The sequence below is a fragment of the Pectobacterium versatile genome (genome assembly GCF_003932035.1).
GTDB classification, from domain to species: Bacteria; Pseudomonadota; Gammaproteobacteria; order Enterobacterales; family Enterobacteriaceae; genus Pectobacterium; species Pectobacterium versatile.
On record NZ_CP034276.1, the window covers coordinates 3,772,908 to 3,799,575 of the forward strand.

Sequence of the window (26,668 nt, forward strand, 5' to 3'; positions counted from 1 at the left end):
ATCAGCTGGCAGAATTACTCTGCTGCAAACGGTACAAGCGAACGTTGAAGGCGCGCAGTTCGTCTTCCATCGCGCGTAGCTCCGCTGGCGTTAGAGACTGGCTCTTGGTTTTACGCGCCTCAAGCTCCCGCAGCCGTATCCCGAAGGGAACGTCCGACATCAGGTCTTTTTGCATATCGTAGAGCTTTGATTTCAGGTAGGAAATCGTCACCGTCCGGCGCTGCCGCTCCAGTTCCAGCAGTTGCTGCAACGTATCGTTGACGCGGGCCTGAACCTGTTCGTACCCGCGCGTTTTCGGTTCGTCGCCCTGCTGACGTTCAAGCGCAATCTGCCACTGGCGTTCCATCTCCTTCACCGCCAGCGAATCGGGATAGAGCTGCTGCATCACGTTTTTCAAGCCGTTACCGTATTGATACAGGTAGAAAGGCGAGGCATTTTTCACCTGTTCCAGCTGTGCCTGATAGCGGTTGATCAGCTCGCCTTCCATGCCCTGCAATTTCTGCTCGCCCAGCACAATACGCACCCGACGAATGTCATTATGATCGGGGGCGGCGGGTAACGCGTAGGCTGGCTGTTGCAGTAACGCCAGCGCATCAGCTTTCTGCTCCTGCCAATACTGCCAGCCTGTAATGGCCGCGACAGGCAGCGCGCAGGTCAGCAGCCCGGAGACAAACCAGAACCAGGCTGGCTTCTGCTTTTTATGCGCCTCAATTTTCAATACCGTCGGTTTCATTTGCCCTTTCTCCCGTCCGATGAGAATGCTGCCCGCAGGCAGAGCAGCCTGACCTGAGCCTGATGAACCGCTTTGCACCGTCGCGCCGGGTTCCATGTCTGAGTGAAAGAACACCATGGGTGGAATCTGCATATCCTGCTTTTTCAGTTCTTGATCGTCCGACACAATGACAATCTCGGTTTCATCAAACAAATGGGTATAGCCTTCGACGAAGTGCAGCAGATTCTCGACGCGAGGAATGCGGCTCAGCCCCGAGTTGTGCAGCTTTTCACTCATCAATTGCAGCGCGCGTTCGCAACGGTAAACCAGCCGCTTGTGTTCATGGCTGATGGCGTACTGCCGCACCACTTCGCTGATGCGGGCAATAAACCAGTCCAGCATCTCGATACGCGCCCGTTCCTGATGCACCGGCGGCCAGAAGTTATCCCACTGCGTCACGATCAAATTCGCCAGAAACTCACAGCTTTCCGTGAAACCCGTCAACCCAGCCAGCCGCGAACGCGCCAGCGTAAAGTAGATTGCGGTCTGGAGATCCACGCCCTGCTTTTCAAAGATGGTGGTGGCCATATCGTGCACCAGCATCCAGTCCACGTCAGGGCGAGACGCGTGACTCAACTTGTTAATTTCCGCCCGAAGTGCGTCAAACTCCGGCAGCATCCGTGGATCGCGGCCGACTTTCAGGGCCTGTTGTGCATCTTGCATATCACATCATCCAGCAATAGGGAGCCTGAGCAGCAGGCTCCCGAGAGTTAAATTAATAAAGCGAGTCAGGCAGCGTGAACTGGCTGAACAGACCACCGGCAAACGGGTTATGGCTGGCATCGGTATACACGCGATACGTCATCGCGCCGTTTTCCAGCGAGAAGCGCACGTCAAAGGTGTTCTCATTCACCTGAGTCAACTGATCGCTATTGATTAAGCGGAACATCGCCCACGGCCCGCTAAAGCTCAGGCTGCGCGGTGAACGTTCACGATCGTCCGGCACCAGCGTCAGCTTGCTTTCGGCACCGTCACGCATACTGTTTGGCCACACCAACGGCGTTTTCTGGCGACGACCGTGGCTGTATTCCAGCAACTGTCCGTCCAGATTCAGTACGCTGCGGCGCTTGTTCGCCGTCAGTTCCAGCGGTTCCAGAACAAAATGCACTTCCAGGCTGCCCTGCGCATTAAACAGGGTCTGGCGAATGCGGGTCGCGCGTTCAAGCTGTTTCACCAGCTCTGCCTGTAGGGGCGATGCCATGCCTTCTTCCAGCATGCCGCTTTCCATCATCGCCTTGAGGTTGGTTTGATAGAAGCTGTCCAACGTCCCGCCAGTCATGAAGAACATTTCCATTTCCGATAGCGGCACATCCTTGTTCGATGACGGGTCGAAGGGGTAACGATCCGCCAGCTTCTCATTGAATGGCGTCACGACTTTATCCAGCCATTCCTGATTCAGCGACGACATCGCCAGCCCGGTCACCAGACTCGCGCTCTCTCCGGCTAATTGCCCTACCCAACGATCCAGCGGCGCGGGAAGGCTGCGGGCGTATTGCTGTAAAGCAAATACCGGATCGGCAAATTTATTTCCCTGCCGCGCCTGCACCGCTTTCAAGGCTGCCTGTCCTGGATCGGTCGCGTTGACGATCTGATCGAGATAGTGATAGAGATCGGTCAGCTTCTGATTGACCTCTTGCACCAGCGGCCCCTGCTCACCGCGCCCGCTCAGCGCCGCATTGATGGTCATAAACGGACGACCAGTACGCGTGTTAATGCTCTGCGCCGTGTCGTTATCATCATCGGCCAGCTTGCGGATACGGGTGTTATCACTCACCGTGGTCAGCACGCGCTGGAAGGGCTGATCGTTGCCGGTAATATCCGTGAGGATATCGAGCGCCTGCTCCGGCGTATCGAGCGTCTGCACATCAATATTCGCCAGCACTTTCTGCCACTGGTTGATGTAATCCGTAATGTAGCGGTCATTCACCTGACGCAAAATTTCCCGCCGATCGGCCTCGCTGAACTGTGCACGTTCACGCTGTCCCAGCACCCAGGCATCCAGCGCCGTCAGCTCTAACAGCGCTTTGTCCTGCTTGAGGTAATAGTCGCTAAAGCCGGGATACGTCAGCAGTCGAGGCACGCTTCCCGCTTTGTCATTGCGCAGGGAAAACACCGGATCAAACGTCGGCCCGACTTCATCACGAATCGCTAAATCTGGCGGGAGCACCTGCGTCGCCTTCATCACCAGACTCTGATAAACGCGCTGATACATCGGCAGCTTGCTCAGTTCCTGCTGGGCCAGCGTAATCGGCTGACTAAAGGGTGCAAAAGTGCTGATCGCTACCGCATCTTTTTGCTCACGCGCCTTGTGCCAATCGGTGTGCTCAAGGGCGTAATCCAGATGCTGCATCAGCTGTTCCTGCACGTTGCCCTGTCCGGGAAATGCCTTCTGCCAACGCTGCGCCATAAACTGTTCAACCAGCGATTTATTGCGCCCTGACGCATCATCCAGCATCCGCATCACACGCAGAATCGTCAGCTTTTGCTCACTATTGGCCGGTGCCTGATTCAGATCTTCCAGCAGCCCTTGCATCACCGCAGGGAGAAAGCGCTGATTCAGCATTTGCAGATAGGTGCCTTCAACATGAGGCCCAATCTTGTCGCCCTGATACAGGCCAAGGTCGGCCAGCAGCGGCGTGCGCTCATGGTAATTACCAAAGGATAAGGTCGCATCGCGAATCAAATTCAGACGCGGCAGTTGCTGATAGCCGTAGCCCTGCTGGCCTTCCAGCTCATTGGTACCGATAAAAGCCTGTGCTTTCGTCAGGACGTTACGTCCGGCTTCTTCATTGACCCGGTAGAAATGGTGCCAGCTACCAATCAGCGCCAGACTGGCGAGCAGCATGCAGCCCACTCCGATACTCAGCCGACGTCGGCGATACAGGCTATGCAGCCGGTTTTCGCCCGCCAGACTGGCCTCAGGAAAAATGACGTCAGGGAAAAGGCGCTGTACAAAGAACGTATTGGATTCACCGCGCAGCGCAGGGTTAATCGGCTCGGGCAGTTGGTAACGTCGGGAAGCCGACTGCGCAAAGGCATCGAACGGCACCCCTTGTTGATAGACAGAGCTAACGTAGACACCGCGAATCAGGAACGCGCGATCCTCGCCCGTCGCTAACGTCTCCGTCAGCACTTCCATCACGTAATCTTTCACGCCGGCCAGTTGGCGAACGAACGAGAACAGCGAATTGCGCACGCTTCTGTCGGATTGCGTCAGCAGCATGTCCGGCAAATTGTCATTCAGGTGCGTGACCCACTCGTCCCAGAAGCGCTCCAGCTCTTCCAGCCAGCCTTTGCTGTTGCTTGCCTGCGGAGTAAACGTCACCCCTAATACGGCCTGACGCGCTTCACGGTTTAACTGGCGATAGACCTTATCGAAGCCGCTCAGCATATCCAACCGGGTCAGTGCGATATACACCGGTAAGCGCGTATTAATGTTGACGGAAATTTCCTGCAAGCGGGCGCGCATGACCTGCGCGTAGGCTTTGCGATCGGCGACCCCAGCCTGTGCCAGCCAGGAGATATCCAGCGTAAGCACCAGACCGTTGAGCGGCTGGCGGCGGCGGTTTTCGCTGAGCCACTGTAACAAGTGCTGCCACAGTCGGGCATGACGCTGTCCGAGCGAATCGCCCTCCAGTTCAGGCTGGGCAAGTAGCTGTCCGCTGGGATCCCAAATCACCGCGGATTCACCAACCCAACTGCTCACCTGCTGGCCTGCCGCCACGTCTCGCAGCTCCGCATCCAGCTTCGGATTCATTTTGTTTGCCGGATTAGCGCGATGGATCAGGCTACTTTTCCCGCTGCCAGCCAGACCAATCGTCAGATACCACGGCATCGCATACAGCGCTCTTTTACCCAACTGGGTCTGAAACGCTTCCAGCCAGCGATCGAGAAACGTCTGCTGGCTGTCGACATACACCTGCAAGGGATCCTGCTCAATCACCTGCTGTTCATGACGCTCCGCACGCATCTGCTGCACACGACGCCAGACCATCCAGGCACTGTAGGAGAACGCCAGCCATAGCCAAACCAGCGTAAACACCACGCGGCCCCAGATTCCCTGCAACGGACGGGACTCGCCCACCGTCAAAAGCGGCCCCAGCCACCAGGCCAGAACCAACACGACGACCCACAGTAGCACGCCTAAAAGCAGCCAAGAGGGTTTCAGTTTAGGCAACTGCTTGCGTAGAAAGGTTATGATTGTTTTAAACATAAGTGACCATTCACTCCGAATGTCTTATTTTTTGCGGGATGCCGCCAACCGCTCCACGCGGCTAACCAGTCCCGGTTCCCATTGCATCAGGCCCAATTGTTGGCTTTCCTGCCACATGTGCTGATAGTGCTGTGCTGCCAGTGATTTCATCCCTTCTTCGGCGAGTAAATCCGCTAGTACCAACTCGGCATAAAAGCGGTCGCGAGGCTCTTTCAGGCGACGCATGCGTTCATCCAATAGCTGCATCGCCGCCCCAATGCCTTTCTCATCTCGACAGGCCGCCGCCTCCGTCGCCAGATCGTCCTGCCGCGCACCACCGCCGCGAACAGGCTGGCTGGACTGCAACCACTGGCTACATTTCCCGGTCAAAAAAGGTGCGCCATCGCTGAACGCCAGTTCACGCAGCTCCGGCACACGCTGAATAAACGCAGACAGCTCCTCGGCAATCGCCGTCGCGACGGAAGCATGCCCCAGACGTGAGGCCACCGAGGCCGACAACATATGGCCATCAAACCAGTAAGGTGCCAGCACCAGACTTTGTTCTATGCGTTCCCACAGCGCCAAATCGGCCTGAGCCAGCGCACTTTGGTATTCATCCACGCGGTCTGACGAGACGGGTGCCAGCTGGGTTTTATTCCCCTTGGACGACATTGGCGGTGTGGCAATACCAGACCAGATAGCGTGACGGCGCAGACGGTAACCCATCGGTGAATCGGAATGGCGCTCAACCAGCAGCGCCGCGACGTTCAACTGGGTCTGTCGCCAGCTGCGCTCGTCGGATGAATTAATCTCCACCGAACTGACGGGCGTCGATGCCGCGCTGGCGATGGTTTCACTTCCGCCCGCGCCTCCACTGCTGCTGGCTGCCGGGGCAGGCTTCGCCGTCTGATTCGCCTGTTCCTGCGCCTGCTGTCGCTGTCTGGCGCGCTTAACGCCCTGCACCAGTTCATCCATCAACGCCGCTTTGTCGCTGGCCAATTCGCCCCAGCGAGTCGCCACCTGATCCGTTAACTGCTGTAATTGCTCCAGCTCTGCGCTGGATGCACTTTCTGCAATACGGGGCAGCGCGCTCTCAAAACGCCGAACAATCTGAATCATTAACTTTTGTTTCTGAACCAGACTGGCAGGCCACGCGGGCACCCAGTAGCTCTCCAGCCAGCTGTCCAGCAACATCAGCGCAGTAGAAAACGGTGTCGCTTTGGCCGGATGCTGCAAGCAGCGCAATAGCTGCACCAGTACCCGCATGTCTTTGGTTTTGCTTTCCAGCAAGGCCAGGCAGTAACCCGCCACCACGTTAAGGTCGACCTGGTTATGCGCCAGCGATCCCAGCTTGACCAACTCCGTTTCGACCTTTTCCCAGAGCGGATCGTCAGGCAATACCGCCGCGCGCAACCGCTCATCCGGCAACGAGGTTTGCAGGCGTTTACACCAGGGATGTGCATGCATGAACGCCTCCTTTACCAGTGACACTGCTGACGCAGCGGCGCGAGTGCTTCGCCCAGCCCGGCGAGTTCGATACGCAGCGTATGACCGTCCGCGCCGTTAAGCACCAGTTCGCGATGCCCAATCCAGCGCTTTAACGCATCAATCGCCGGCAGGCCGCGTCCCGACTCCAGCAGCAGCCCGCGATTGCGGATAAACCAGCTGTCGGAGACCGTCACGCCATCAAGTTGCGACGTGACGGACTCTCCTGCCCAGGGTTCGCTGAGCGTTAAGCGCAAGTGCGTAATATTGCTGGCGCAGCTAATCACCAGCGTATTGCCATCGGCCAGCACGCGGGTGAGCGTCATATCGCCGCTGTCTGCTTCACGTCCCAGTTGAAAGGTTCCGCCCGTCGCGGCGTTATCACTCTGTGGGGACAGCGTGCCGCTGCGTTCCGCTTCCCGACCCAGCGCGTCATAACAGGCCAGCCGGAGCTCTGAAGCCGTCTCATTGCGGCACTGTTCCCATAACGACTGCCAGGCGGGATCGGGGGTCGCAGCGGTTGCCAACAGTAAGGGTGCCATCGTCAGAAACATCAATTTACCTCCAGCTTCTGGCATTTGTGGTCAAGAGTGCGTTTAGGGATATTGAGGCTATCGGCCACCAGCAGGCGGTTGCCCTGAAACTGGCGCAGACGTGCTTCAATGACAGCCGCTTCATACAGCTGTGTGGCAATACGCAAATCGTGGATGTGTTGATAGCGATCCTGTTCTTCAGGCGGGCTGCTCGTCAGCCGCTCGCGCAGTTCCGGCGGCAGCGATGCCAGAGACAACGTCTCACCGTCCGGCGTATGCGCGCAGGCGACTTCCAGCAAATTACGCAGTTCCCGCACATTACCGGGAAAGTCATATGCGACTAGCTGGCGAAGGAAGGCTCGGTTCAACGGCCCCACGTGTTTTTGCTGTTTATCTGCAAATTGACCGATGAAGTGCTCACACAGCAGACGAATATCATCCGGCCGCTCGCGTAGCGGCGCGACCTGCAACAGGCACTGGCAAAGGCGATGATAGAGATCCTGTCGAAATACGCCGTCAGACACCTGCTGTTCCAGCGGCTGATGGGTCGCGGCAATCAGGCGGAAATCGGAATGCACCTCTTTCTCTGCACCGAGGGGACGGAAACTATGCGTTTCCAACACCCTTAACAGCTTGGCCTGCATGGACTGCGGCATATCGCCGACTTCATCCAAAAACAGGGTTCCGCCGTTAGCCTGCTCGACCAGACCAATCTTGTTGCTCTGTGCGCCGGAGAACGCGCCTTTCTGGTAGCCAAACAGCTCGCTTTCAATCAGATTTTCCGGGATCGCCGCGCAGTTGATGGCGATAAAAGGTTTGTCGGCACGTTCGGAACACTGATGCAGCAGACGCGCAACCACATCTTTCCCTGAACCGGTTTCGCCCTGAATCAGCACCGAAAGTCGGTGTTTTGCCGCCTGATAAATTTGCTGATGCAGCTCTTTAATGACGACAGAACGGCCAATCAGCGTGGCCTCCACCCGCTTTTCCTGCTCGCGACGGCTCTGCCCTTCATCCTTAATCTGGCGGAGTGAATCTCTCAGCGCGACCTGCTCCCGCCGGGTATGCGCCAGCTCACGCAGCAACATAAGCTGACGACAAAACACCTGCGCCAGCCGTTCGCACTCGCCTCGTTGATGCAGCGTTTGCAGACGCGTCGGCGTATCCAACAGCGCCAACACCGCCAGCGGTTTGCCGCTATCCGACAGCAGCGGCAACGCGTGCAGCCCGCAATTCGTCCCGACAGAGACCAGCATCTGCCGAAATTCACGGTGCTCAATGCGGGCACCGCCATAGAGAGAATCCCAAGTGCGCGCCTGATTCTTATGCAGCGCATAAGCCAGCGGGTGGCTAAAGTCATCCACGCCCAAACTCAGCGCTACCGGCGTTTCATGCACTCGCCCCTGGCAGGTCAGTTGCCTGCCGCTGACATCCACCATACCCAGCAGCATCCCTTGAGGCTGCCAGACGGCCTGCATCGTCTCCAGCAGCCAGTCGCACAGACCGGCCTCATCATGCTGTCGGGTAAGTGCAAGCGTCAGTTCGAGGGCACATTGCATACTCAGCCCTCAACCTCAGTCTGGAACTGACCGGCTTCGACGCGGAAATGAATACGGCTGACAGGTTCACCCGCAGACATGCGTTGCAGCAGCTGTAGCGAGACTGGAGGCAGCAAGGCGCCATCAATCACCGATTCGAGCATACGCGCGCCGTTTTCGCTGCGATTCGCCAACCGCAGAATCTCTTCCGGCACCTCGTCCTCAATAATGACTTCCGCGCCAAAGCGCTGTTGCAGCAGAGACACCAGACGCGACAGTTTGCCCTGCACGATCTCAACCATGGTGTCATGCGCCAGCGGCAGGTAAGGAATGACTTCCATACGTGCCAAGAGTGCGGGTTTGAAGAAGGCCGCCAGCTCAGGGTAGAGCGCATCCAGCAACACATCCGACTGCTCGGCGTAGTTCACGATTGTCTGGAACCCGAGGTTGGACGTCAGGAAGAACACCACGTTGCGGCAGTCGATCACCCGGCCTTCACCATCAGCCAGTTCACCTTTATCAAACGCCTGATAGAACAGGTTCAGGACATCCGGGTGCGCCTTCTCCACCTCATCCAGCAGCACCACGGAATACGGTTTCTGGCGGATGGCTTCGGTCAATACGCCGCCTTCACCAAACCCGACGTAGCCCGGTGGCGAACCGATCAGGCGTGAAACCGTATGCTTTTCCTGATACTCGGACATATTGATGGTGGTCAGATAGTTGCGTCCGCCAAACATCAGGTCGGCAATCTGGAGCACGGTTTCCGTTTTACCCACGCCGCTCGGCCCCACCAGCAGGAAAGCCCCCAGTGGACGCCCCGGACGACGAAGATCCGCACGCGCGGTCAGCAGGTGTTTATGCAATTGAGCAATTGCCAACTGCTGCCCTTTAATTAAATCCCCCAGGAATTCAGGCAGGCGCGTGACGACATCCATTTCACTCTGTGAGATGCGGTTCAGCGGCACGCCCGTCCACTCGGCAATAACGGCCGCAATCTGCGTTTTATCAACGTGAGGAGAGACCAGCACGGAAGCGTGTTGCAGCGCTTCCAGCGCCTGTTCACAGGCAGCCAGTTCCGCCGCCGCCGACACCGTATCAAAATCGACAGACTGCTCTTCATCCAGCAGCGCCGTGCGCAGTTCAATCACGCGCTGAACCTGTGTTTTCTGCTGCTGCCAATCGGCTTCCAGCTGTGCCAGTTGCACCGCACCAGCTTCGCGGGCGTCACGCAGCTCGGCTAACCGTTCTTCGGTATTGCCCAGACCAATACGCGCCTGACGCTCAAGCTGGGTGATTTCCATTTCCTGCTGATGCAGGCGGGTTTGTAGCTGGCTGACCGCACGCGGTGGCGTCGTCAGGTTAATGGCGACACGCGCGCTGGCAGTATCCAACACATCGATTGCCTTATCGGGCAGTTGGCGACCGGAGATGTAACGCGCCGACAGCTGCGCGGCCGCCTGAAGCGCGTCTTCATCAATCAGGACGCCGTGCGCTTTTTCATAGATGCCGCGCAGCCCACGCAGGATAACCGTGGCTTCTTCCGCATTTGGCTCGCCGACTTTGACGAGCTGGAAACGACGGGAGAGCGCGGCGTCTTTCTCGACGTATTTTTTGTACTCACTCCAGGTCGTGGCTGCGATGGTACGCAGTTCACCGCGCGCCAGCGCAGGCTTGAGCAGGTTGGAAACGTCCAACCCGCCCGCCTGATTCCCTGCCCCGATGAGCGTATGCGCTTCATCGATAAACAGAATGATCGGGCGCGGGGAATCTTTCACTTCCTGCATCACGCCCTTAAAGCGTTTCTCAAATTCACCTTTAACCGAGGCACCGGCCTGCATCGCCCCCAGGTCGAGCGTGAGCAGTTCCACATCCCGTAATCTTTCCGGTACGGCACCCGCAACAATACGCAGCGCCAGCCCTTCGATCAGCGCACTTTTACCGACGCCCGCTTCCCCGACCACAATCGGGTTGTTTTTACGACGGCGGGACAGAATGTCGATCATCAGATCGATTTCATGGTCGCGGCACAGCACCGGATCCAGTTGCCCTTGTCGGGCAGACTCCGTCACGTTTTGGGTATAGCGAGAGAGTTGCGTGTTCGCCGCAGCAGCCTGTTCGGCCGTGGCGGATTGCACCGCGACTTCCGTTTCCACCGAATCCTTTACCCACTCATCAAACTGCTGGCGTAAAAGCTCACGGTTAATCTGCGCCAGCGGGCGGGATACCGCACCTGCCACATAGCGATTGGGCGTCAGCAGCAGGACCAGCAGCAAGATGCCGCTGCGCAGGCGTACGTGTTGAAACTCAGCCGAGGCCAGCAGCCAGCTATCCTGTAACCACTCAACCAGCAGAGGAGAGAATGAGGGATAGCCCGCGTCAAATTCTTTATCCATGGAGGAAGGCAGCAGCAGCGAAGACAGCTCGTCCGCATCCACGCCCGCACGCTTGAGGATCTGACGTACATCGCACAGCGGCGTTTCCAGCATTTTCATCAACAGGTGCTCAATACGGATTTCCGCACCCTGATGTTGAATACAGAGTGCCGCCGCTTCTTCCAGCATATGACGGCACACAGGGTTGAGTCGTTCAACCAGTGTCGGCAGTTCAATTCGAATCACGGTGTAGCTCCTGTTATTGTAATAATTCTCCCAGCTGACGCAGTACGTCCTGGGTTTGATGAGTTAGCTGATAGCGGTACAGGCCGAAGGCGGCCACCAGAACCACGCACACGCCGACAAACAGCGTGCGCAATGACACCTGTCTGCGCAGTTGGTAGCGCGAAGCCTGCTGTCCCAGATTCAGGTGGAACACCGTCGGTGAATTCGCAGGCTCGGGGCGCAGGGTGTCATGCAACTTGCTCACGACGCGGTTCAGTTCTTCACGCCCCTGTGTCATCACCCGATAGCGCCCTTCAAAACCCAGACAGAGGCAGAGGTAGATAAACTCCAGAATGTCGCGATAGCGGGTGGGGTCATCCAGCAGCTTCTCCAGCAGGACAAACACCTTTTCGCCCCCCCAGGTCTCATTGTGAAAACGCGTCAGCAGGGAATGTGCCGACCACATGCTTTGGCCGCCCCACTCCCGCCCCATCACGGCTTCATCAATGAAGGTGCAGAGGATGTAGCGGAACGACAAAATCACGCCGTTTTCGTAGCCATGAGAATGCAATTCCTGTTCGATAGCCTGAATTTCAGACACCACACGCTGATACAGATCTTCCACGCCCTCATAGGCAGAGAGCTGGCGCACCCGTTCGACCATGCCCAACAGCGGCGTGACTGCATCCACCATCGGGTTAATACTTTGTCCACGCAGGCGGAACCAGTAATCGGAGTCCATATCCAGCTGTCGGGCGTGGTCAAAAAGCAGATCGCCCAGTTGATCGTTTTTAATAACCTCGATGCTCATCTCTTTCTCTCCTTACTACTGGCCGCGGATGGCCCAAAGCTGCATATCCAGCTCTGGGAATTCGCCAGCAATGTGGAACGCCAGCGTGTTGCCAGACACCAGCATCTGCCAGGCAGGGCTTTGTCTATCCAGTTGAAAATAGCTGTAACCCGCGTGATAAGGCAGCTGGCGCGGCGCAACCGGCAGCGGCAGCAGCGGGATGCCCGGCAGTTGCAGGCTGATCAGTTCACGGATCTTCTCGCTGGAGGCGATCTTCGTTTGTTGCAGCAGCTGTTTACGCAGATGCTCCTGCGGCATACGCGCACGTACCGCCAGCACAAACTCAGCGCTAGACATCAATTCCGCATCGCCAACCATTGCCACCATCACGCCATACGGCTGTTTCTTCAGTTGGATGGAGACGGCTCGCGGCGACAGCACGGTGCTCAGAGCCTGACGCAACGCCATCATCAGCGGCTCAAAACTGGCCTGCTGGTGTTCGTGGCGATAGGCGGGGAATTCCGGCGGCAGGCGCGACTCATCGGTAAACGTCATCAGCTCGCCACACAGTTCAACCAGCGTTTCGTGCAGGCGTTCAGGGTGCAACGTGCCAAGACGCGCCAGATGCGACAGTTTAGGCTGAGCGCGGTTAAGCAATTGCAGCATCATAAATTCAGCCACGTCTGCTACGCCCTGCTGCCCCGGGGCGGCAATACGCTGCGCCAGACTGCGTGCGCGCTCTGCAACCAGACCGGCGGATTCACCCAGAAAGCGTTTTAAAGTGGGGATCGCAGTGACGCTGATGCTGCACGGCATAAAGTTAGGATCCAGAATCAAGCCGCCGTCAGGGCGCTTATCCAGAATGTTGGCAATCGCCAGCGAGGCATAGGCGCTGCGATCGTCACGATCGAGCATCAGGCGCAGGCTGACCTTGCCGACTTCCAGAGAAACGATGTCGCCGCCGTCGCTGTGCAGATCGCGCACATCATGCCGATGCGATTGCAGGCGGCTGGCGATCCCCTGTCCCGGTTGACCGACTTCACTGACGCCATTCACCGCCAGCGGCAGCGCCAGATACACTTTCTGGTTTGCCAGCGCGACGTCGGTAATCTCCAGCGGCAGCGGCAGAGCGTCATCACCCGGAATATTGAACACGGTGCCGTCAGGCATCACACCGCTGGCGTTAACCAGCGCGATGCGGCCAAAATTGAGGTATTCCTCATTAATCGCCAGCGACTGCAAGCCATAGAAATAGTCACTGAGGGCGCTGAGACGCGCGTGCAGTGCGTAATCGGTGTGTCGTTGCTGTTGTTGAAAATGCTGCGGTTTAATGAACAGACCTTCCCGCCAGATAATGCGATTGCGACTCGACATAATTATTCTTCTTCTTGGTCTTTTTTGATTTCGACTTCATCCCTGCGCAGGTGCACGAGGATCTGATACGTCTGCCCGGTATTCTTTAGCTTGATGACTTTGCGCCATTCGGCGCTTTCCGAATCCGCATAGCGCGCCACCACGCCGAGGTAGTGCACCTTTTCATCCAGCGCTTCGGGCGGCAGGTATTTGAACTGCCCCGGCAACAGCGTGTAGTCCTGATGGCTGAGGTAATTCTTGGCTAACGCCTTTTCGATATCCGTCGTGATCTGGTCGTAATCGGTGGCTAACAGACGCGAATCTTCCGCTAACAGAACCAGCTGGAATTCGATAGGGGCAGCTTCACCGCTGTCGTTCGGGTTAACATCCGGTTCCGCCAGCAGGCTGAAACCCACGGTAGAAGGCTGATGATTGTTGCTGCCCACCTGGATATCGGGATTCGCCGCAACCTGCGCCATTTTGCCCAGCGTGGTACACCCCGACAGCAGGAACATCAGGGAACATAAGCACAGAGCCCGCAGCATTATTTTTGCTCCTGCTGTTGACGCACGGAGCGGTCATACGCCTGCACATACACCTGATGGAACAGTTTCTGGAATCCCTGCTGGCGCGGCGACGTTAATTCACGGTAGTAGTGCTGATACATCTGCCACGCCCAGCCGTCATCCGCTGCCAGCGGTTCGCCGCTGCGGCGATAGTGCTCAAAACGGTTAAGCAACGCGACAGGTGAAAAGGCCTGAAGAATATTTTCCAACGCCACGGCAATCGCTTGCTGATTCGCGATGTGATGCACCCGCACATTGTTCAACACTTCTTCCACGGCGGCGGGCGCAGACAGGTGTACCGGGCTTTTCCCTTCGGCAAACAGCACCGACAGCGTATCCGCATAGCCCAACCCCAGACGCAGCGGGTTATCTTCAATCGGGCGTAAATGCGTGTCCGCCATTGCCGCCTGTTCCGTCTGTAATGCCAGCAGGCCTTCAACCATCGCGCGCAGGCTTTTCCCCATCTCTTCCAGCATTTCGCGCAATCGTGCATCATCGCCCGGCTGAAGCGACAGCCCCAGCCCACGCATCAGCGGAGCCAGAGAAGTGCCATCGCTGTACCCTTCCAGCCCGTCTCCCGCGTACGGTGTGTTGATGGTCGGTAATTCCACAAATTTCTGATCCATGGTGTCCTCAGCAGAAGAAAAAGAAGAAAGAGAGGTCGTGAGCGAGGCTCCGACCGTCTCACTGTCTGATGGCAAGAGTGGCTGGCTCTGCTCTTTCTGTAGCGCCCACAGCGGGTCATTCAGCACGACCGTGGTGTCAGCCAGATCTGTTGAGCGCCTTTTTTTATCTTCACTTAGCCAACCGCCCAGCACATCGACCGTGCCCTGCCCTAATACCTGATCGATATCCTGTTCCGTGGTGGGATCGCCGATGTAAACACCTAGCCGGAAAGGCCCGATAACCAGCTCATCGCCATGCGACAGAATGACTTTGCGATCGCGCCCAATCGGCGACAGCGATCCGTTAATAAAAGACTGACCGCTCAGATCGCACAGGCTGAAATAACCATCGGTCATTTCGATACGGGCATGCTCCGGCACGACAGAGCCCAGCCTATCCCGCAGTTGCCATTGGTCTTTTTCCGACGCGCCCAGCGTGCCACCACGATGATCGAACTGGTGCTGCACCTGAGAATTGATATCGAGTTGCTCACTGTTGAGCACAACTAACGTGAGTGGATGGGTTACGTTCACATTTACTCCTGCACACAAATCGTCACATAGGGATCCGCGGGCGGCTGCCCGAGAAAGCTGCTCCATCCCAATCGGCTGCTTTGCTCACTGCCCAGGCTTAAGCCCTTGGCTTCACCTTCCGCAAAACCCAGACGCAGATCCCAGGCCAACTGATCGCGAAGAATGAAAGAGACAAAACGCACCAGCGGCTGAAAATGCTCGCCGTTGGGCAAGAAGCTGAGAAAGCGGCTAAAGCTGAGATTGCCGACCTTGAGCAAAAACTTGCCGGCGCAGTCATTCACTTTGTCGCCGATAACAAAATCACCGCCCAGCATCATGTTTGCTTTGCCCAGACGGTTCTGCTGCCCTTCGTGAATCGGCACGCGACGGTGCTGCCAGGCCAGAACGGCCACGTCATCCAGGTCAAAACAGTGAATAACCAAGCCCGCGACCACTTCCGGGGAACGGCTGGGGCTGGCGAGTACCCCGGCGTAGGAGAGCATCTTGGCGCGGTTAACCGGCAGGCTGTCACGTACGGCGTCATTCCCTAACCCCACGAGCGCAAACATCAGGCGGGAGAATCCATCCTCACCCTCATTCTGAAAGCGGACGTGATAACGGTATTTACGCCATGCACGGTGCAGCAGCGTGAGTAAGCGGTGGTGAAAGAAGTCGAGAAACACGCCCAGCTTCTGTTCGCCCTGCGCGTATTCCCAGGCCAGCTCTTCGAGGTAATAACCGGGCATCGGTGACTGGCTGCCGTGCAGGCCAAGAAACGCGACTTCCAGCTCCTGACGGCCATCTTCATCGCATCCCACCTGCAAGACATCGCTGGGATGAAAACCGATGGACGCCGTAGAGCGAAAGCGCAGGCGTTCTTGTTCAGGTCGGAAATCCAGCTCTTGTTCCAGATCCACGCCTTCCAGCTGGTTAAGCAACTCCACCAATTGGAAAAAATTAAAGCGTGAGACATCCTGGCGGAACGTCACATCATTGAGTGTTGACCTATCTGTACCGGCCATCGGTAGCGCTCCTTGTTATCGATGTTGACGACTTCCAACAGGTGGAAGGCGTTGACGCTGGCGTATAACGAGAAGAAGTGCGCCAGCACCGTACTAAACAGATAGAGTTCTCCTTCACTGGAAAACGCGGATTGCCGTACTGACAGGATGGATTTCAAGCCGCGAACCGGCATCCCCTGAACCAAACGGTCGATCGGTGTAGTTTCAATAGATTCGATCCCTGCCAGACGCTTACGCGAGGCTTGTTCCGCCTGCTTGTCGTGCAGCGCCGGGAAATCGTAAGTACGCAGGATCTGCACCAATGCATCGCGCTGCAGCAGCGACACATAGTTCAGAGACAAGTTGGAGATCAGCGTCCAATGCAGGCTGCCATCCATTGCAGGGCGCAGCGGTCGCGTCGGCCGCACCAGATTGCGAAACGTCGCGAAAGATGGCGAATTTCCGGTGGGTACGCAGATCGACCCAACGGGCAGTTTCGCCGCACGCGATCGGTTGGTACAGGTCAGCGTGACCGAGATGGATTCATCCAAATCAATCACTTCCTGCTCATCACCACGGACAAAAGAGAGCATGTGGTCAAACCCGTTGCCGTTCACCGCTTCTCTTACCCGAATACGGTAATAGAGCGCCAGCCGTCCTTTGGCACGTTCGATTTGGTGCTGAAAGCTCTCAAAAGGCTGATAGGTGCGTGGAATGCCCCGCGAACGGCCGGAATTCCCCTCAACCCAGCCTTCAACCTTATCCACAGAGAAGATTTCAAAGCTATCGGCGTTGCGGTAGCTGGCCTTCAGCGGGTAATCCGTCTGACGTCCGCTGAGGTTGATCGGTTCGCTATCATGCTGGAAGAGATTGATTGCCGGCACGCAGTTGAGCATGAACGAATCAGGGCGAATCTTCAGTTCCGCTGGCAGCGGGCGGTCAAAGCAAAAATGCAGACGGAATTCCGTTACCGTCAGCGGGAGATCTGGCCATACCGCGCCAGCGAGTTGGAAAAAGAGAAAACTTTCAGGAAAACAAAAATATTCCTGCAGGATACGGTAGCCAGAATAGACGTTGCCGGGATACGGCAATAGCGCATCTTCCCGCTCAAAGCCGACCGTCTTCAGCACGCTAGCTTCCTGACGGAAGCGTTGACCATCGACTTCCAGCTCAATGTGCGACAGCTGGCTGGCAATCCAGAAGTAGAGTTCGTAGGCCGTATAGGTATCACCGCCCAGATAAAAGCGCAGTTTGTCGAGTTGCAGATCGCTTAGTGATAGCGGGCCATGCAGCCCAATATCCAGCGTAATGGTGGACAGATCGTTGCCGCTCTGTACCTTGATATCACGGATATCCGCCGGATAAATCCAGGCATCGTGGCAGGTCTGAAAATGGCAAACCACATCATCAATCGGCAGGCTATCAAGCTCACAGCCGCGTTCAACAAACGCGGGCTGGGCAATCGCACCGGGGAGTACCGAAAACTGCATAATCGTCATGCTCGGTACGGGGCGCAGGTAATTAGGCCACAGCATACCCAGCAGACCGTGTGTCAGTTCCGGAAATTCATCCTCGATCTTCGCCCGCAGGCTCCCTGTCAAAAAGGCGAACCCTTCCAGCAGACGCTCGACGTCTGGATCCGTGGTTTGTTCTGACAAAAATCGGGTAAGCTCAGGGTGCGCCTTGGCGAATTCACGCCCTTGCAGGCGCAAGTAGGTCAGCTCATCCCTGAAAAAATGTTCCAGTGACATAATCAGATCATTCTGTAGTGGCGGTGGCTATCCATATGGATATTGAAAGAGGCAACCTGCTCCAGATCTTCCAATCTGACCCGAGCGGTAACCTGAAACGACATCTCCATCGGATTCGATAAATAGTCCGATGTGTTGACATCCACATGAACAATTCGAGGTTCAAAGCGACAGATACACTGTCGGATCGCCTCCCGGATTTTCCCCCGAATGTCCGCACCACCCTGCGTCGCGTCATTAAAATCAATCACGCCAAGCTCAGGTGCGCTGCGGCAATTTCCGGGCCGGGTGTTGAGCACATTGTCCAGTTGACGCTTAACGGACTCGATCAGTGCTTCAACTTCCGTTTCAGGGGAGGAGCGACGCTCCTCCCCACGGATACGATCAAACAGACTTGCCGCGTTTCCCCTTTCCCAGGCAGAAAGAGACGGCATAAGTCTTATTCCTTATCCAAACGCCCTACCAGCGACAGCTCAAAGTTCGCCCCCATGTACTTGAAGTGCGGGCGCACAGACATGGTGACCTGATACCAACCTGGTTCTCCTTCTACATCCAGCACTTTGATTTGTGCGGCACGCAGAGGACGACGGCTACGAACATCTGCCGGCGGGTTTTCCTGATCGGCGATGTACTGTTTAATCCAGGTATTCAACTCACGCTCAAGATCCTGACGCTCTTTCCATGAGCCAATCTGTTCACGCTGCAGCACTTTGATGTAGTGCGCCAGACGGTTGATGATGAACATGTACGGCAGTTGCGTACCCAGCTTGTAGTTGGTTTCCGCTTCTTTGCCTTCTTTGGTGTTTGGGAACACCTTCGGCTTCTGCACCGAGTTAGCCGAGAAGAAGGCCGCATTGTCGCTGTCTTTACGCATCGTCAGCGTGATAAAGCCTTCTTCGGCCATTTCATATTCACGACGATCGGTGATCAGGACTTCAGTCGGGATCTTGGCCTGAAGTTGGCCCATGGCTTCATAAACATGCACGGGCAGGTCAGTAATCGCACCGCCGCTCTGCGGACCAATGATGTTCGGACACCAGCGGTATTTCGCGAAGCTGTCCGTCAGCGCCGTTCCCATCAGATAGGCGGTGTTGCCCCACAGATAGTGTTCGTGATTGGTGCTGATATCTTCCTTGTAGTTGAAGCCCTTAATCGGGTTCTCTACTGGGTCATAAGGCAGGCGAGCCAGGAAGCGCGGTGCCGTCAGCCCCAGGTAGCGACCATCTTCGGACTCACGCAGTGAACGCCATTTCGTGTAGGCCGGGCCTTCGAAAACGGACTTCAGATCTTTGATGGAAGGTAGATCGGTGAAGCGATCCACGCCAAAGAAGGTCGGAGCAACGGAAGAGATGAACGGCGCATGCGCCATCGCGCCAACGGCGCTGACATACTGCATTAGCTTGATGTCTGGTGAGCTTTGCGTCAGCGCATAGTCACCGATTACGCCCCCGATAGGCTGACCACCAAACTGGCCGTAACCGCTGGAATACACGTGCTTATAGAAGCCAGACTGTGAGATTTCAGGAGCAAATTCGAAATCTTCCAACAGCTCTTCTTTCGTCGCATGCAACACCAACAGTTTGATGTTTTCACGGAAATCGGTGCGATCGATAAGCAGTTTCATAGAACGCCAGGAAGATTCCAGTTCCTGTAATTCTTTAGCATGCAGAATCACGTCAATCTGCTTGCTGAGCTTTTTATCCAGTTCGACGATCATGCTATCGACCAGCGCTTTGTTCACGGGTTCTGCTGCGTTACCGCTATCAAGAATGTTAGCAACCAGCGCGGCAATGCCCTGTTTAGCCACGCTGTAGCCTTCATCAACTGGGCTGATACGCGCTTGAGCCATGATGTCATCAAGCAGCGATCCAGAAGCACTGGCGGCTCCTGCCTGAACCTGTTCTTCAACTATTGACATATTCGTTTCCCTATTTCGTCAATAAACATCAATTATTCGGCGGGTTTTACCAGATCGAGCTCTTTCAAAAGCTGCTCTCTGGCTTCTTCGCTGGACAACAGATCCTGCAAACGATTACGGAATGAGGGAATATTGCCGAGGGGGCCTTTCAGCGCGACCAGCGCTTCACGTAAATCAAGCAACTTACGTAATTCAGGCACCTGCTGGGCAATGCGGTCAGGGGAGAAATCATTCAGACCGCCGATGCTCAGTTTCACTGGCAGGTCGTCCTGACTTTCTTCTTCAAGGCGGTTTGGCACACTGAAATTCAATTCCAGATTTGCTTCTTTCATCACCGAGGTAAAGTTGTTCTTATCGATCGATACGGTCTGACGTTCTTCGATCGGCGTTTCCTCTGTGCGGCCTTTCATATTTCCCACGATCATCAGCGTCAACGGCAATTCTATTTCCGCCTGCTGACCACCAGTGGCCGGAACATATTTGATATTAATACGTTCCTTTGGTGCGACAGATGCACCATCAGTTCCTTTTGCCATGTGTCTATACCAACGTAAGGGCACTCGGGCCCGGAGAAGTAAAGTCGATTCCTACCAAAAGCCCGCCGTAATCCATAAGAACGGCAGCGATTCGGCAAACAAATAACGCATTTGTTTTTCGACCAGCGAGATGAAATAAATTAAAACCGAATTAAAAATCATAATAAAACCGTAACGTTACGGCTTATATCGGCGTAAAAAGAATCACACCAAGAAGGAATTAAATACATTTATATTTTGAGTTTAGATCATACACACAACACAAACGCACGGTCAATGCTTATATAGCAGAGCAAGTAAATGGAACCACTAAAACAAAAATAACATTAAAAACAACAAATTAAATTAACCTTAAGCAAAAATAAATAGAAGAAAAAAGAATATACCTGTGATTTTCAATTAGCGGAAAAGGAATATATTTTGTGCCTTTTAATTTCGTTAAAAACGAAATACTTAATGCGCTAATAAAAATTAGCACTTACAAATAGCCCATTAATTTTAATTTAGTAAAACTATTTACCCTCTATTTTTTACTTTTGACAGAACAAACACCTCCATTACCTCAATGAACTATTTCCACGTTAAGAAATAAATATTAGATAGTTTAGCAATCATTTATTATTTAATGAAAATTATTAGGTTTTTATACTACCAAAAAACACCAATGCAGCACTAATGACTTAACATTGTATTTTTTCGTTATTTCATAACAAAAACTACAGATAGACATAGTGAAATGATCTTTTTAACGTCATTTTCAGGCTAAAAAATGGCAGCTATCCCGCAGAAGACGATTCCAGACTGAACGTGATTCTCGGCATGCGACGGAAAGGGGAAAATGAGGGAAAAAGCATTAAGCCATCAAAAGATATCGTGAAGCGGATTATCCGCAATATCGTGGAATAAGGGCGCCCGACAGAACGCCCTTATTTTCATTACTTCAGGTTATTTTTGAAGAACGATGTCAGCTTAGCAAACGGAATCAGATCGGTACGATCGTAGAGATCCACGTGGCCTGCATTTGGAACGAGGTACAACTCTTTAGGCTGCCCAGCACGTTTGTACGCATCTTCGCTAAACTCTTTCGAATGCGCCTGGTCGCCGGTGATAAACAGCATCGGACGTGGTGAAATCGTTTCGATATCGTTGAACGGATAGAAGTTCATGAACTTACCCATGCTGCTCAGCATCGGTTTGGTCGTCAGCGCTTCTTTCTCGCCCTGTGGCGTATAACCACCACGCTCTGTACGGTAGAAATCGAAGAATTCACGCTGGATTGCAGGCGTTGATTCATCAAGCTTGTTGACCGTGCCTGGAATATAGGCAATCTCACCGCCCTTAAACTCGACAAGACGTTGTTCCGCTGCTGATTTAATCAGCGCTTTACGTTGTTCAAGGGTGAAAGTGTGGTTCAGGCCATTTCGGGCAGCAGATCCCATGTCATACATGCTAACCGTGGCTATCGCTTTCATGCGTGGATCAATTTTAGCCGCGCTGATAACGAAGCTGCCGCTGCCACAGATGCCCAATACGCCAATTTTCTCAGCATCAACGTACCGCTGTGTACTCAGATAATCAACGGCGGCGCTAAAGTCGTCGGAATAGATTTCCGGCGCAATCAGATGACCTGGCTTACCTTCACTTTCTCCCCAAAAAGAGAGATCGATCGCCAGCGTCACAAAGCCCTGCTCTGCCAGTTTCTGCGCGTACAGATTTGAGCTCTGTTCTTTCACCGCGCCCATAGGATGACCGACGACAATCGCTGGGTTTTTGGCGTTCTGATTTATGCCTTTCGGTATAAACAAATTACCGGTGACATTCATCTGATATTGGTTTTTAAAAGTCACCTTTTGCTGGGTAACGTTATCACTCTTATAGAAATTATCGGCACCGTTAGACAGATCAGCGCCTATTGCCGCAAACGAGCTGATTAACAGCCCTAATAGCATGGTTAACTTTCTCATTGGAGAATCATCCTCAGTGGGTTGGGTGGATATCTTTACGTGACGTCAATAAAGTCAGGGTGGCGGCCATCACCAATAACAGGCCGCTAATAGTGAAAGTGCTTTGGTAACCGCTGTGGTCAAACGCGAGCCCGCCGAGGGTGGAGCCCAGCGCAATGGACAATTGCACCACGGCAACCATCAGCCCGCCGCCCGCTTCGGCGTCGTTAGGCAGCGTTCTGGCAACCCACGTCCACCAACCGACCGGTGCGGCAGTAGCAACCAGACCCCAGATGCCAAGCAGCGGTATCGCCATCTCGGTACGATGGCCAAACGCCATCAGCGCTACGGCAATCATCGTCATCAACAGCGGAATAACGATGAGCGTCTGGTAAAAACCATGACGTAGGAAAAAACCAATCAGCAGCGTACCGATAAACCCCGCGACGCCAATGGTGAGCAGCGCGATCGACAGCGTAGCAACGCTGGCATGAGTGACCGTTTCAAGGAACGGACGTAGATAGGTAAAGAGCGTGAACTGGCCCATAAAAAAGAGGCCGCAGGCAGCCATACCCACGACGACGAGTGGATGACGGAACAGACGAAAAACGCTGCCAACACGACGGGTATCACGGTCGGCTGGCATTGGAGGCAAACTGATCCATTGCCATATAAAAGCGATGAGCGCGACGGGCACCAGACAAAAGAACGCACCGCGCCACCCCATTGTCGCGCCGAGGTAGCTACCCAGCGGCGCAGCCACCACCGTCGCCAACGCATTGCCGCCGTTAAAAATAGCCAGCGCGCGCGGCACCTGATGCACAGGAACCAGACGAATCGCGCTTGCCGCCGACATCGACCAAAATCCCCCAATGGCGATCCCAATCAACGCACGACCAGCCATGTAGATCATGTAGTTGGGTGCCAGCGCGATGATCGCGCTGGAGATCGCCATCAACAGCGTCAACCCCAGCAGCAGAGCCTTGCGGTTAAGATTTCTGGCAACGCGCGCGATCGACAGGCTGGTCAGCACGGCCAGCGCTCCTGAAATCGCAATTCCCTGCCCTGCCAGACCTTCACTGACGCCTAAATCCTGTGAAACGGGCGTGAGCAGACTGACAGGCATAAACTCCGATGCCACCAGAGCAAACGCGCACAGCGTCATTGCCAGAACCCCGTTCCAGTATGCGATGGGCTGTCTGGCCGATGTCTCATTGACGAATGTGGTCATAACGCTTTACCTCTTTCCGTCGGCTGGCTGAATTTAGGCAAGCCGACGGCGTGTCTTTATTCATGGGAATAAAAACGAAAATAGTGAGAATGAATGGAGCCGCGCGGGTGGAGAATACATAATTCGCCAGCGCGATTGGTTGATGAAAATTCTACACGCGTAGCGTATTCTGACTAGCTAATGAAAGCTTAATAGGCTTATAAGTAGAATTTATAAATCAAGACTGGGTGGATGTAATGAAGCGCAATTTCAATGATCTACTCTCGTTTGTTACTGTCGCCCGCGAAGGCAGCTTTACCCGTGCAGCCGCCCAGCTTGGCGTCACTCAGCCCGCCCTCAGCCAGGCCATCACCGGTCTGGAAAACCGCATGCAGATTCGCCTGCTCACCCGAACCACGCGGAGCGTTTCCCCCACCGTTGCCGGAGAAAGATTGCTACAGGCCATTGGCAATCGTTTTGATGAGATAGAAGCCGAGCTGGATAACCTGACAGAACTCCGCGACAAGCCTGCTGGCACAGTGCGAATCACCTGCGGGCCCAACGTGTTGCGCACCACGCTGTTACCCAAGCTGCTCCCGCTACTGCGCGAGTATCCGGATATCAAACTGGAGTTCGATGCGAACCACGGTTTTCGTAATATCGTGGCCGACAGATTCGATGCCGGCGTTCGCCTTGGCGAGGCCATAGATAAAGACATGATTGCGGTACCGATTGGTCAGCCGTTGCGGATGGCGGCGGTGGGATCACCCGATTACTTCGCTAAACACCCCATTCCGGACACGCCGCACGAACTCACTCAACATCAATGCATTAACCAACGCATGGTCACGTCCGGCGGGCTGTATGTCTGGGATTTCGATCAAGATGGCGGCGACCTGAACGTGCGCGTTGACGGCCAGCTCACCTTTAACACTTCCGAGCATATTGTTGAAGCCGCGCTGGCAGGCTTCGGCATCGCCTTCTTGCCGGAAGAGGAATTCTCACCGCATATTGAGGAAGGACGCCTGATTAGAGTGCTGGAACCCTGGTGCGCCCCATTTTCAGGCTACTACCTTTACTATCCCAGCAGAAAACAGCCCTCCCCAGCATTCTCGCTGGTGGTGGATGCATTACGGGAAAGTAGTTCGGGATATGGGGGATAGGGTCATCAGGGTCTCTAGGGACTGGGGAAACTGAGCAAACCTACAGGCTATCTTCTCAGATGGCCTCAGGGGTAGTCCGGCCTCCCCATGAGGAAGGGTTAACATCTAAAAGAACAGTTTATTTTTTAACACTGTTAACCATTCCGTTATTATATTGTTCGATATTTCAAACGTTGCCATCCAGAAGTCAACCAGCTGTTATTTACCTAAATAGCCAGACCGTTCCTCAACTCAATGACTCAGTTCAGGCATATGATTCAGAGCAAAATGTAATACTTTTTCTCCATCAAACGATGCGTATTGTAGACTATCGATAACAGCCATGGACTGCGAGCCACCAACAAGTTTCCTGAGTTCGGGGAGCTTATATTGAATGTGTGGCGCAACGAGAAAACAGTCAAAAGCAGGCGCAATGCTGGGGAAATTATCAAGGCCTACTGCGCTGATCGTAATTTGACAATCTTGAGCATCGGCTATTTTCTGCATTTTTTTTGCTAAAGTATTGGCCGTATTTCCAAATAAGCAACATATCAGCAATCTTTTCATGAGTGTGTCCTCCAGAGAACCACTCAAACACTATTCCTTGCAATCATAAGAAAATGCGCACTGGCTCATGTTTATATAATAAAGATGACGAGTGAAGGTGTTCCGATCTTACCCAACAACAGTGAGCACGCGACTAAGTGAGTAAACTCTCGAGCAGGTGACATCACCTACTTTTACGAACCGGAGAAAGCTGGCCGATTTTTCATCGTGCTTGGGGGAGACGTAATCTCCCCCCAATTACCAAAATCAAAGACATTCTGAAATAGCGCCGTATGACGCAATTTCAATTCGGGCTTTAAAATAAGAAGCTCCCGGCAATGGGGCTTCTAGTTAAGCGATAATGCCTTCTTTTCTTGCAACCTGATTCCAGTCATTAAATTCTTCGAGCAATAGGTCATAGAGCTTTTCATCGCTCATTTTTGCAAAGTCATCAATCGGAAAAAAGTTAGTGTTATCAACTCGGCGATCGGTGAAATCATCCAGCCGCTCAAGAATGCCGTAGTTGCTGCCGCCCAGACCGACAAACTTCCAGAAGATGGCATGATTTGCAGAACGGCGGATCGCATCTTTAATGGCTTTGGTTTTACTGATACCACCATCGGTAATAAAAACAACATAGACTGGCAACTCGCTGTCTTCAAAGAAATCAACGATTTCCGTCATACATGGCGGTTCGTTATTCGTCCCCCCTAATCCCGGCAACAGCTCCCACATGCCGCGCTTACCTGTTTTCTGGATTCGCTCGATATAACCATCAAGATTATCCAGCGTCACATCTTCATACTTACGATGCTTCTCAGCAAAACCCCAGACGTCCATGGACCCGTCATCATCAAATTGAACAGCCAGTACGGCAATACGATCCAGTACAGCCTGAACATGACCTTTCTTAAACTCTCTGGTCATAGAACCCGAGGCATCCAGCACGAATGCTACCTTCGCTTTAACAGATTGGAGGTTATGTTTTATCAGGCTAACGCTAGCATTTTTAGCCAAACTGACAAGACGTGGCGCTTTTTCCTGGATGCGTTTTTCCAGGCTGACCGTTGGCTTGGCCGGAGCAGGCGTTGGTGCAGGAGATGACACGTCAACACCATAATTGATCGCCAGCGGCTCGAGACCACCATTAAAGCCCTGTCCCAGAGCCCTGAATTTCCAGCCGCTGTTGTGCCGGTAGACCTCACCAAGAATCAGCGCCTTCTCAGTTCGTCCAGCAAGAGGAGGCACATTGAACGTCGCCACGCCTTCAACATTCAGTTGAATATGGTGTAAGCCTGAGACTGAATCAGCGCCGTCGATCACCAAAGTAATTGCAATCTTCACGATGTCGCTGTCAATCCGATTCAGGTCTAGTGTAAAGAGGCTACTTTCTCCTGATGAAGAAAGATTAAGGCTTCCGTTCGGTGCGGAGGGCTGATTGAAGAAAATAAAATCATTATCTCCTCTCACTTTATTCTGAGCCGAGAGCATAAAGGCAGAAGCATCGATATCACTACGAAATGTTGCTGTTTTTGGATACATCACAGAGATGCGTAATGCACTTTGGTTTAACGCAATATTTTGCCCAGATTGTAATTCCATATAAGACATTCC

20 protein-coding genes are annotated in these 26,668 nt (G+C 54.2%); 1 reads left to right on the forward strand and 19 read right to left on the reverse strand.

Annotation, left to right across the window (positions count from 1 at the left end; genetic code table 11):
* Window position 1: 1 nt before the first annotated feature.
* From EIP93_RS17125 to EIP93_RS17205, 17 genes are all read right to left on the reverse strand, one after another.
* Window positions 2-1,435, reverse strand: a complete 1,434-nt coding sequence (locus tag EIP93_RS17125; RefSeq protein WP_125233019.1) for a VasL domain-containing protein — start codon at window positions 1,433-1,435, stop codon at window positions 2-4.
* 52 nt (window positions 1,436-1,487) lie between these two features.
* Window positions 1,488-4,985: a type VI secretion system membrane subunit TssM gene (tssM, locus tag EIP93_RS17130; protein ID WP_125233020.1), complete on the reverse strand. Its 3,498-nt coding sequence runs from the start codon at window positions 4,983-4,985 to the stop codon at window positions 1,488-1,490.
* 24 nt (window positions 4,986-5,009) lie between these two features.
* Entirely contained in the window at window positions 5,010-6,431 is a 1,422-nt protein-coding gene (gene tssA, locus EIP93_RS17135; protein ID WP_103862907.1) for a type VI secretion system protein TssA, read from the reverse strand.
* Between the two features lie 11 nt (window positions 6,432-6,442).
* Window positions 6,443-7,003: a type VI secretion system-associated protein VasI gene (gene vasI / locus EIP93_RS17140; protein ID WP_103862908.1), complete on the reverse strand. Its 561-nt coding sequence runs from the start codon at window positions 7,001-7,003 to the stop codon at window positions 6,443-6,445.
* Window positions 7,003-8,541, reverse strand: a complete 1,539-nt coding sequence (locus EIP93_RS17145; protein WP_103972153.1) for a sigma-54 interaction domain-containing protein — start codon at window positions 8,539-8,541, stop codon at window positions 7,003-7,005. The genes vasI and EIP93_RS17145 overlap by 1 nt, the downstream gene beginning before the upstream one ends.
* Window positions 8,542-8,543: 2 nt before the next feature.
* Window positions 8,544-11,141, reverse strand: a complete 2,598-nt coding sequence (gene tssH, locus EIP93_RS17150) for a type VI secretion system ATPase TssH (protein WP_103943353.1) — start codon at window positions 11,139-11,141, stop codon at window positions 8,544-8,546.
* 13 nt (window positions 11,142-11,154) lie between these two features.
* Window positions 11,155-11,931 (reverse strand): type IVB secretion system protein IcmH/DotU, encoded by a 777-nt coding sequence (gene icmH / locus EIP93_RS17155; RefSeq protein ID WP_010303138.1) that lies wholly within the window; start codon window positions 11,929-11,931, stop codon window positions 11,155-11,157.
* Between the two features lie 15 nt (window positions 11,932-11,946).
* Window positions 11,947-13,284 (reverse strand): type VI secretion system baseplate subunit TssK, encoded by a 1,338-nt coding sequence (gene tssK / locus EIP93_RS17160; RefSeq protein WP_039547059.1) that lies wholly within the window; start codon window positions 13,282-13,284, stop codon window positions 11,947-11,949.
* Between the two features lie 2 nt (window positions 13,285-13,286).
* A complete protein-coding gene (gene tssJ, locus EIP93_RS17165; RefSeq protein WP_010303144.1) occupies window positions 13,287-13,808 on the reverse strand; it encodes a type VI secretion system lipoprotein TssJ in 522 nt (173 codons plus the stop codon).
* Window positions 13,808-15,028: a type VI secretion system-associated FHA domain protein TagH gene (gene tagH / locus EIP93_RS17170; RefSeq protein WP_103862911.1), complete on the reverse strand. Its 1,221-nt coding sequence runs from the start codon at window positions 15,026-15,028 to the stop codon at window positions 13,808-13,810. Before tagH ends, tssJ begins: the two co-directional genes overlap by 1 nt.
* Window positions 15,029-15,030: 2 nt before the next feature.
* Window positions 15,031-16,029 (reverse strand): type VI secretion system baseplate subunit TssG, encoded by a 999-nt coding sequence (tssG, locus tag EIP93_RS17175; RefSeq protein WP_103862912.1) that lies wholly within the window; start codon window positions 16,027-16,029, stop codon window positions 15,031-15,033.
* A complete protein-coding gene (tssF, locus tag EIP93_RS17180; protein WP_103862913.1) occupies window positions 15,993-17,759 on the reverse strand; it encodes a type VI secretion system baseplate subunit TssF in 1,767 nt (588 codons plus the stop codon). Before tssF ends, tssG begins: the two co-directional genes overlap by 37 nt.
* Before the next feature lie 2 nt (window positions 17,760-17,761).
* The gene (tssE, locus tag EIP93_RS17185) at window positions 17,762-18,193 is read right to left on the reverse strand and encodes a type VI secretion system baseplate subunit TssE (RefSeq protein ID WP_010303156.1); all 432 of its coding nucleotides are present in this window, start codon (window positions 18,191-18,193) and stop codon (window positions 17,762-17,764) included.
* Between the two features lie 5 nt (window positions 18,194-18,198).
* Window positions 18,199-19,677 carry a type VI secretion system contractile sheath large subunit gene (tssC, locus tag EIP93_RS17190; protein WP_095700369.1) on the reverse strand — a complete coding sequence of 493 codons (1,479 nt, stop codon included), beginning with the start codon at window positions 19,675-19,677 and terminating at the stop codon, window positions 18,199-18,201.
* A 32-nt stretch (window positions 19,678-19,709) separates the two neighbouring features.
* On the reverse strand, window positions 19,710-20,213 hold the full coding sequence (tssB, locus tag EIP93_RS17195) for a type VI secretion system contractile sheath small subunit (RefSeq protein WP_010282535.1): 504 nt from the start codon (window positions 20,211-20,213) through the stop codon (window positions 19,710-19,712).
* A 935-nt stretch (window positions 20,214-21,148) separates the two neighbouring features.
* A complete protein-coding gene (locus EIP93_RS17200) occupies window positions 21,149-22,177 on the reverse strand; it encodes an alpha/beta hydrolase (RefSeq protein WP_103972369.1) in 1,029 nt (342 codons plus the stop codon).
* A 13-nt stretch (window positions 22,178-22,190) separates the two neighbouring features.
* Window positions 22,191-23,387: an MFS transporter gene (locus EIP93_RS17205; protein ID WP_125233021.1), complete on the reverse strand. Its 1,197-nt coding sequence runs from the start codon at window positions 23,385-23,387 to the stop codon at window positions 22,191-22,193.
* Between the two features lie 236 nt (window positions 23,388-23,623).
* On the opposite strand from EIP93_RS17205, the gene EIP93_RS17210 reads away from it, so the two are divergent.
* Window positions 23,624-24,529, forward strand: a complete 906-nt coding sequence (locus tag EIP93_RS17210; protein WP_125233022.1) for a LysR family transcriptional regulator — start codon at window positions 23,624-23,626, stop codon at window positions 24,527-24,529.
* A 231-nt stretch (window positions 24,530-24,760) separates the two neighbouring features.
* On the opposite strand, the gene EIP93_RS17215 is transcribed toward EIP93_RS17210, so the two are convergent.
* Window positions 24,761-25,075: a PTS sugar transporter subunit IIB gene (locus EIP93_RS17215; protein ID WP_039536088.1), complete on the reverse strand. Its 315-nt coding sequence runs from the start codon at window positions 25,073-25,075 to the stop codon at window positions 24,761-24,763.
* Between the two features lie 330 nt (window positions 25,076-25,405).
* A complete protein-coding gene (locus EIP93_RS17220) occupies window positions 25,406-26,656 on the reverse strand; it encodes a vWA domain-containing protein (RefSeq protein WP_125233023.1) in 1,251 nt (416 codons plus the stop codon).
* Between the last annotated feature and the right edge of the window lie 12 nt (window positions 26,657-26,668).

Bases quoted from the DNA above. Each gene is read 5' to 3' on its own strand.
- EIP93_RS17205 (WP_125233021.1), bottom strand. From the start codon at position 23,387: ATGACCACATTCGTCAATGAGACATCGGCCAGACAGCCCATCGCATAC.
- tssJ (WP_010303144.1), bottom strand. From the start codon at position 13,808: ATGCTGCGGGCTCTGTGCTTATGTTCCCTGATGTTCCTGCTGTCGGGG.
- tssM (WP_125233020.1), bottom strand. From the start codon at position 4,985: ATGTTTAAAACAATCATAACCTTTCTACGCAAGCAGTTGCCTAAACTG.
- tssK (WP_039547059.1), bottom strand. From the start codon at position 13,284: ATGTCGAGTCGCAATCGCATTATCTGGCGGGAAGGTCTGTTCATTAAA.
- EIP93_RS17210 (WP_125233022.1), top strand. From the start codon at position 23,624: ATGAAGCGCAATTTCAATGATCTACTCTCGTTTGTTACTGTCGCCCGC.
- EIP93_RS17145 (WP_103972153.1), bottom strand. From the start codon at position 8,541: ATGCAATGTGCCCTCGAACTGACGCTTGCACTTACCCGACAGCATGAT.
- icmH (WP_010303138.1), bottom strand. From the start codon at position 11,931: ATGAGCATCGAGGTTATTAAAAACGATCAACTGGGCGATCTGCTTTTT.
- EIP93_RS17125 (WP_125233019.1), bottom strand. From the start codon at position 1,435: ATGCAAGATGCACAACAGGCCCTGAAAGTCGGCCGCGATCCACGGATG.
- EIP93_RS17220 (WP_125233023.1), bottom strand. From the start codon at position 26,656: ATGGAATTACAATCTGGGCAAAATATTGCGTTAAACCAAAGTGCATTA.
- EIP93_RS17215 (WP_039536088.1), bottom strand. From the start codon at position 25,075: ATGAAAAGATTGCTGATATGTTGCTTATTTGGAAATACGGCCAATACT.
- tssC (WP_095700369.1), bottom strand. From the start codon at position 19,677: ATGTCAATAGTTGAAGAACAGGTTCAGGCAGGAGCCGCCAGTGCTTCT.
- EIP93_RS17200 (WP_103972369.1), bottom strand. From the start codon at position 22,177: ATGAGAAAGTTAACCATGCTATTAGGGCTGTTAATCAGCTCGTTTGCG.
- tssB (WP_010282535.1), bottom strand. From the start codon at position 20,213: ATGGCAAAAGGAACTGATGGTGCATCTGTCGCACCAAAGGAACGTATT.
- tssA (WP_103862907.1), bottom strand. From the start codon at position 6,431: ATGCATGCACATCCCTGGTGTAAACGCCTGCAAACCTCGTTGCCGGAT.
- tssF (WP_103862913.1), bottom strand. From the start codon at position 17,759: ATGTCACTGGAACATTTTTTCAGGGATGAGCTGACCTACTTGCGCCTG.
- tssE (WP_010303156.1), bottom strand. From the start codon at position 18,193: ATGCCGTCTCTTTCTGCCTGGGAAAGGGGAAACGCGGCAAGTCTGTTT.
- vasI (WP_103862908.1), bottom strand. From the start codon at position 7,003: ATGTTTCTGACGATGGCACCCTTACTGTTGGCAACCGCTGCGACCCCC.
- tssG (WP_103862912.1), bottom strand. From the start codon at position 16,029: ATGGCCGGTACAGATAGGTCAACACTCAATGATGTGACGTTCCGCCAG.